Source organism: Pseudomonas entomophila (genome assembly GCF_029478665.1).
Taxonomy (GTDB): domain Bacteria; phylum Pseudomonadota; class Gammaproteobacteria; order Pseudomonadales; family Pseudomonadaceae; genus Aquipseudomonas; species Aquipseudomonas entomophila_F.
Genome location: NZ_JARPQB010000091.1, coordinates 1 through 6100, shown reverse-complemented (window position 1 = coordinate 6100; position 6100 = coordinate 1). Strand labels below are relative to the sequence as shown.

Annotated in this window: 5 protein-coding genes; 1 reads left to right on the top strand and 4 read right to left on the bottom strand. The window is 66.2% G+C overall.

The window, feature by feature from the left end; all coding sequences use genetic code 11:
* Positions 1 to 80: 80 nt before the first annotated feature.
* Positions 81 to 1283 (bottom strand): Na+/H+ antiporter NhaA, encoded by a 1203-nt coding sequence (nhaA, locus tag P5705_RS25710; protein ID WP_277463676.1) that lies wholly within the window; start codon positions 1281 to 1283, stop codon positions 81 to 83.
* A 485-nt stretch (positions 1284 to 1768) separates the two neighbouring features.
* Between nhaA and P5705_RS25705 the strand changes: the two genes are divergently transcribed.
* Positions 1769 to 3655, top strand: a complete 1887-nt coding sequence (locus P5705_RS25705; protein ID WP_277463675.1) for a tetratricopeptide repeat protein — start codon at positions 1769 to 1771, stop codon at positions 3653 to 3655.
* A 110-nt stretch (positions 3656 to 3765) separates the two neighbouring features.
* Here the strand turns inward: P5705_RS25705 and P5705_RS25700 are convergent, their stop codons facing one another.
* Genes P5705_RS25700 through P5705_RS25690 form a run of 3 tightly spaced genes read right to left on the bottom strand, consistent with a single transcriptional unit; the run spans position 3766 to position 6085 of the window.
* Positions 3766 to 4557, bottom strand: a complete 792-nt coding sequence (locus tag P5705_RS25700; RefSeq protein ID WP_277463674.1) for an ABC transporter ATP-binding protein — start codon at positions 4555 to 4557, stop codon at positions 3766 to 3768.
* An 11-nt stretch (positions 4558 to 4568) separates the two neighbouring features.
* Complete coding sequence (locus P5705_RS25695; protein WP_277463673.1) at positions 4569 to 5324, bottom strand: ABC transporter permease; 756 nt, start codon at positions 5322 to 5324, stop codon at positions 4569 to 4571.
* Complete coding sequence (locus P5705_RS25690) at positions 5324 to 6085, bottom strand: ABC transporter permease (protein WP_277463677.1); 762 nt, start codon at positions 6083 to 6085, stop codon at positions 5324 to 5326. Before P5705_RS25690 ends, P5705_RS25695 begins: the two co-directional genes overlap by 1 nt.
* Positions 6086 to 6100 lie beyond the last annotated feature (15 nt).

The window sequence follows — 6100 nt, the reverse complement described above, 5'->3', positions numbered from 1 at the left end:
ACGCTAGATTCTAGAAATTGAGCAAGACAGTTGCTCCTACAAGGATCGCGCAGGCCGAGATCGGGGTGGAGGGCTTTACATCAATCTGCCTGCTTTGGCGCAAAGCGCAGGATCAGGCAGGCAATCACCGCCGACAGCAACGACCCCAGCAAGATGCCGATCTTGGCCGCATCGATCTTCTCGGCCTGGCCCGGGAAGGCCAGTTCGCCGATGAACAGGCTCATGGTGAAGCCAATGCCACACAACATCGCCACGCCATAGATCTGCAACCAGCTGGCGCCACGGGGCTTGCTGGCCAGGCCGCTCTTCACCGCCAGCAGCACGCCGGCGAACACCCCAAGCTGCTTGCCCAGCAGCAGGCCCAAGGCGATGGCCAGCGGCAGTGGGGCGAAGATGTCGCTCCAGCCCAGGTTGCCGAACGACACGCCGGCATTGGCGAAGCCGAAGGCCGGCACGATAAGGAAGCCCACCCAGGGGGCCAAACCATGCTCCAGCTTGAGCAGCGGGCTGGCTTCGCGCTCGGCACCGCTACCGGCGCTGTAGGGAATCAGCAGCGCGCCGACCACACCGGCGATGGTGGCGTGCACGCCCGACAGCAAGGTGACGTACCACAGCGCGGCGACACCGATCAGGTAGGGCCACAGGGCCACCACGCGCAGGCGGTTGAAGGCCAGCAGCACGGCGACGATACCGGCGGCGCCGGCCAGTGCCAGCAGGTTAATCGATGAGGTGTAGAACACCGCGATGATCGCCACCGCGCCCATGTCGTCGATGATCGCCACCGAAACCAGCATCACTTTCAACGACAGCGGCGCATGCTTGCCGAGCAGCGCCAGGGCGCCGACGGCAAAGGCGATGTCGGTGGCGGCGGGAATCGCCCAGCCACCGGCCAGCCCAGGCTCGCCGCGGGAGACGGCCAGGTAGATCAGCGCCGGCACGGCCATGCCCATCAGCGCCGGCAGGGCCGGCAGGCGGCGTTGCTCCCAGCTGGACAGGCGGCCGTCGACCAGCTCGCGCTTGATTTCCAGGCCCACCAGCAGGAAGAAGATCGCCATCAGGCCGTCGTTGATCCACATGTGCACGGTCATCGGGCCGAGCTTGTCGGTCAGTACCGGGCCGACGGGCAGGTGCAGCAGGTGCTGGTAGGCGCTGGCCCAGGGGCTGTTGGCGATGATGATGGCCAGGGCGGCGGTGAACATCAGCAACACGCCGCCGGCCGCTTCGGTGGCCAGCAGTTGGCGCAGCATCGAGGGCTGCTTGAGAGGATGGAGAGGGGCATTCATGTAACGGTCCTCGTTCATGACGTCGCACCCGCGCAGGCAGTGACGCGGCGTGCGACAGGCACGGCGAAACCATGGCTCCATGCAGCATGGACCATTGCGCGGAAGGGCGAGCAGAAGGATGGGAAACGCGGCGCAACAACCCACGCCGTGCAGACACGGGCAGGGAAGGGCCATGGGGAATGGAGGCATGCGTGCAACATGGACGGATCTCACGGAAAACAAATGAATGTTCTCCGTATTCGGGAAGGGCTCCCGGGCGCACGCAGCACACGCCAGGCGCGCATTCTAGCGATTCGGATGGAGGGTTGTGTCGTATTTTTGCGTCGAAATGTTGCCGAAGGGTTCGCCTCGTCAGTGTGGCAGAGGGCTTCACGAGGCGATAAAGGACGGCAGGACGCGCTATTATCGCGCCCCGAGCAATGCTCACCCTTCACGTAACAAGGCGCCTGTGTGGCGTCCGGTGCTTTTGATAAGGATGTTGATCGATGCAGTTCCCTGGCATGCCCGGATTCGGTTTCCGTCGCGGCGCAACTAATACCCTGCTGCGCGCGGCAGTCATCGCCCTGCTTCCAGGGTGGGCGCAGGCGGCATCGGCCGTTTGCCCGTCCGGTGACTTCGCGGCTTTCTTGCGTGCCTTTGCCCATGACCCGGCCTTGCAGCGTGCGTTCGTGGCGCCCGAGGTCGATCTGTTGCGGCTGGCCCCAACTGCGCAAGGCATCGGCCCTGTGACCACGAAGGCGCGGGGCGATGGTCTGGGCTATCCGCTGTTCGACGGTCGTGGCCTGGAATCCGACCAGGTGCAGTCCTGGGTCGATGGGCAAAGCGCCGAGGTGATCGACAAGCGCCAGGGCTTGAACGCGATCAAGGTCTACCGTTTCCGCGAACAGGGGTGCTGGACTTTGACCACCGTCGAGGACTGGTCATACGAGCCGCGGGAAAGCGACCTTGCGCAGCAGTTGGGCAATACCCCTGAAGAGAAACGCTGCGCCGCCAGGGCCGAGGTGTTCACCGGGCTTGGGGCAAGAGAGGAGTACCTCCCCACCCGGGAGCTGTTCGAAGCAGGTATCGAGAACTACGTGTGCGCGGCAGCCTCTGGCGACCCTGTCATCAGCCGCCGCGCAGCAGGCCTGAGCATGTCGCAGATGGCGCCGTACCTGGGGTTCGCCCGCACCGAGGCATTGTTCATGGCGGCGGCCAAGGCCGACCCGGAAGGCTGGATCACGCTGGCCTATTTCTATTGCGACGGCAGCAGCCTGATCGCGTCCGAACGACCCTGCCAGGCTCCGGACAAGGCCCGCGCCGCGTTGTCCAAGGCGGCCCAGGTCGCCGGCAAGCCGGGCGCCGATGCATTGGCCGAGTGGCTGGCCAAGCACGGCAGCCAGCAAGATTCGACGGTGCTACCCATGCACCTCACTGGCAAGCGCGATGACGAGCGGCTGGTCATCGCCGACGCGGGAAACCATGTCAAGACCCTCACCGCCTACTACGCCAACAGCGACTATGTCGAAGAAGCGCTCGATGCTTTCAAGGCCTTGCCGGCCATTGCCAGCACGTCGAACCCAGGCCGTTTCGACGGCTTCGATGTGGCGGTGGCGCAGCCCCGGCGTGGTGCATTGACCGTTACCGGTATCGAGGGCAAGCCGCATGCCGTGCGCCTGAACATGACCCTGCGTGGCGACGTGGTCGTGCTGAGCACGCGGGAAGCCGGCAACGACAGCTTCAACTACAACCTGATCTTCGGCTACACCCCCAAGCGTGAAGACATCCAGCTGTTCGGGGTGTTGCTCAACACCAACCGCTATCAGTGCGGGCAGTCCTTCACCAGCACCTACTTCGTCGAGTCGGTCCTTGCCTTGAAACAGCGGCTCAAGGACTTCGACGGTACCCGTGCCTTCCACGACCTCAAGGCGGCCTACCCACAACTGCAGTCAGCCAGTGAGCCCTGGAAGGTCTTGCCGGCCGACCTCGAACAGTCCGCCGCCGCGGCCCTGGCCAGTTATCGCAAGGGCGACCTGGCGGGCCTGGAGCGTCAACTGAGCGCGCTGGGCATCGTCGGCGGCGAGGCCAACTGCGACTTGGAGCGTTACGTCGTCGAGCGCTTCTTCCACGCCGACCGGTTGGGCTGGTCCAACGACCTGGCCTTCCTGTTCGCCGAAGCCGGTCATTTCGAGCAGGCGCGGATCCTGCTCGAGCGGGTCGTCGCGGCTGATCCGCAGCGTATCGTCGCCCACCTGAACCTGGCGGACAGCTACTGGGGGCTTGGCGATCGAGACAAGGCGCGACAGAGCTACCAGCGCTACCGCGAACTGATGGTCGCGGATGGCAAGGCAGCGCGGATTCCGCCGCGAGTGGTCGAGCGCGCGGGGGCGTGACCGCGCGGACTTGCCGCCGTTGCCCGGCGGCATCGCCAGCAAGGCTGCCTCCTACAGGTAAACGACCCACACCTTGTAGGAGCCAGCCTTGCTGGCGAACAGGACACGACTCAGGGCAGCTTGGCAACCAGCTGCGCCAGCAACCGCTGCTTGTAGTGCTGCAACAGGCCGTCGTCGCGTTCACGCGGATGGGGCAGCTCCAGTTGCACCTGTTCGCCGATCCGCCCCGGGTGGGCGTCCATCACGATCACTCGGTCGCCCAGGTACAGCGCCTCTTCGATATCGTGGGTGACCATGATCACCGTGCAGCGCTCCTGCACCCAGATCCGTTGCAGTTCCTGCTGCAGGCGCACGCGGGTCAGGGCGTCGAGGGCGCCGAACGGCTCGTCGAGCAGCAGCACCTTGGGCTTGTTCACCAGCGCCCGGGCGATGGCGCCGCGCTGGGCCATGCCACCGGAAAGCTGATGCGGGTAGACCTGCCCATAGCCTTGCAGGCCGACCAGGGCGATATGCTCGTCGACCCGCCGCGCTTTCTCGGCGGCGGGCAGGTCGTGGTTCTTCAGCGCCAGGGCGATGTTCTGCCGCAGGGTCATCCAGGGAAACAGGCGATGGTCCTGGAACACGATGCCGCGCTCGAGGCCCGGGCCACTCACTGGCTGGCCATCGAGCAGGATCTGCCCTTGATAGTCCGGGTCAAGGCCGACGATCAGGCGTAGCAGGGTGGATTTGCCACAGCCGCTGGCGCCGAGAATGCTGACGAACTCGCCCGGGCGGATGTCCAGGTCGATGCCTTGCAGCACTGGCACATCCTGGCCTTGCAGCGGGTAGGTCTTGCTCAGGTTGCGGATGCTCAGCGCGCCGGTGTGCACGTGGGCGGTGAAAGCGTGGGCGATCGCGTTCATGGTATGGCCTTTCAACGGGTGGGGCGCCAGCGCAGCAGGCGGCGGGCGAGCAGGGTGGACAGCCAGGTCATCAGGTAGCCGCACAAGCCGATGCACAGCACGCAGATCACGATGATCTCCATGCGCGCCCCGGCCTCGGCGTTCATCATCAGGTTGCCGAGCCCGGCGCCGGAGGCGAGGAACAGCTCGCTGCCCACCGCCGTGACCCAGGCGAAAGCCAGGGCCTGCAGCACGCCGGTGGCGATGCTCGGCAGGGCGGCGGGCAGCAGCACCAGGCGCAGTTGTTGCCAACGGTCGAGGGCCAGCACCTGGCCGACTTCGCGGTGGCGCGTGTCGACCTGGCGCAGGCCTTCGAAGGTGTTGAGCACCATCGGGTAGAACGCCGCCAGGCTGACGATCAGCAATTTGGAGGCTTCGCCATTGCCCAGCCATAGCGCGATCAGCGGGATCCAGCCGAGCATCGGCACTTGGCGCAGGGCGTGGAACAAGGGGGCGACCAGGCGGTTGGCCAGTGGCGACAACGCCATCAACGCGCCCAGGCTGACGCCGCCGAGGATCCCCAGCAGCAAGCCGATGCTGGTGCGTGCGAGGCTCGCCAGCAGGTTCACCAGCAATTCGCCGTTGCCCAGCAGCTCGAGGAACGCGCTGCCGACCCGTGACAGCGGTACGAAGGCATAGGCACCCGCCGCATCCTGGCGCGAAGCAAATTCCCAAGCCGCGATCAGCAGCAGCGGCAGCAGCAAACCGCGCAGTTTGCGTAGTTTCATCACGACCTCCCGACCGCTTGCCAACCCGACAGGCGCCGCTCCAGACGCCGTAACGAGAAGTCCAGGGCGAAGCCGATCACGCCGGTGAGCACCACGCCGACCATCACCACATCGATGCGCAGCATCTGCCGGCCCATCTCGATCATCTGCCCCAGGCCGCTGTCGGCGGCCAGCAGCTCGCAGGCCACCAGCACCACCCAGGCCCGGGTCAGGGCGACGCGGATGCCGGTGACGATGGCCGGTACCGCCGCAGGCAAGGCGATGCGCCCGACCAAGGTCGGCCAGGGCAGGCGGTACACAGCAGCGACTTCGAAATGGCTGCGCGGGATGGCGCGGATGCCTTCGACGGTGGCCAGCGCCACGGGGAAGAACGCGGTCTTGGCGACGATGACCACCTTGAACGTCTCGTCGATGCCCAGCAGCAGGACCAGCATCGGGATCAGGGCGATGCTGGGGACCTGGCGCAGGGTGTGGAACAGCGGCGAGCAGTAGGCCTCGGCCGTGCGCGACAGGGCCATGGCGGTGCCGAACGCCAGGCCCGCCAGGGCGCCACTGGCAAAGCCCAGGCCCAGGCGCGACAGGCTGCCAAGCAGGTGCTCCTGCAGCTCGCCGGTGGCCAGCAGGTCAGTGAAGCTGCGGCAGACCTCCAGCGGCGGCACCAGCAGGTTGGCCGGGAACAGCCCGGCGGCGGCGACCCCGGCCCACAGGGCGAGCAGGGCGAGGGGGGAGATCAGCCAGGTGAGGGGGTTGAGCGGGGGCATGGCAGGCCTTGGGGT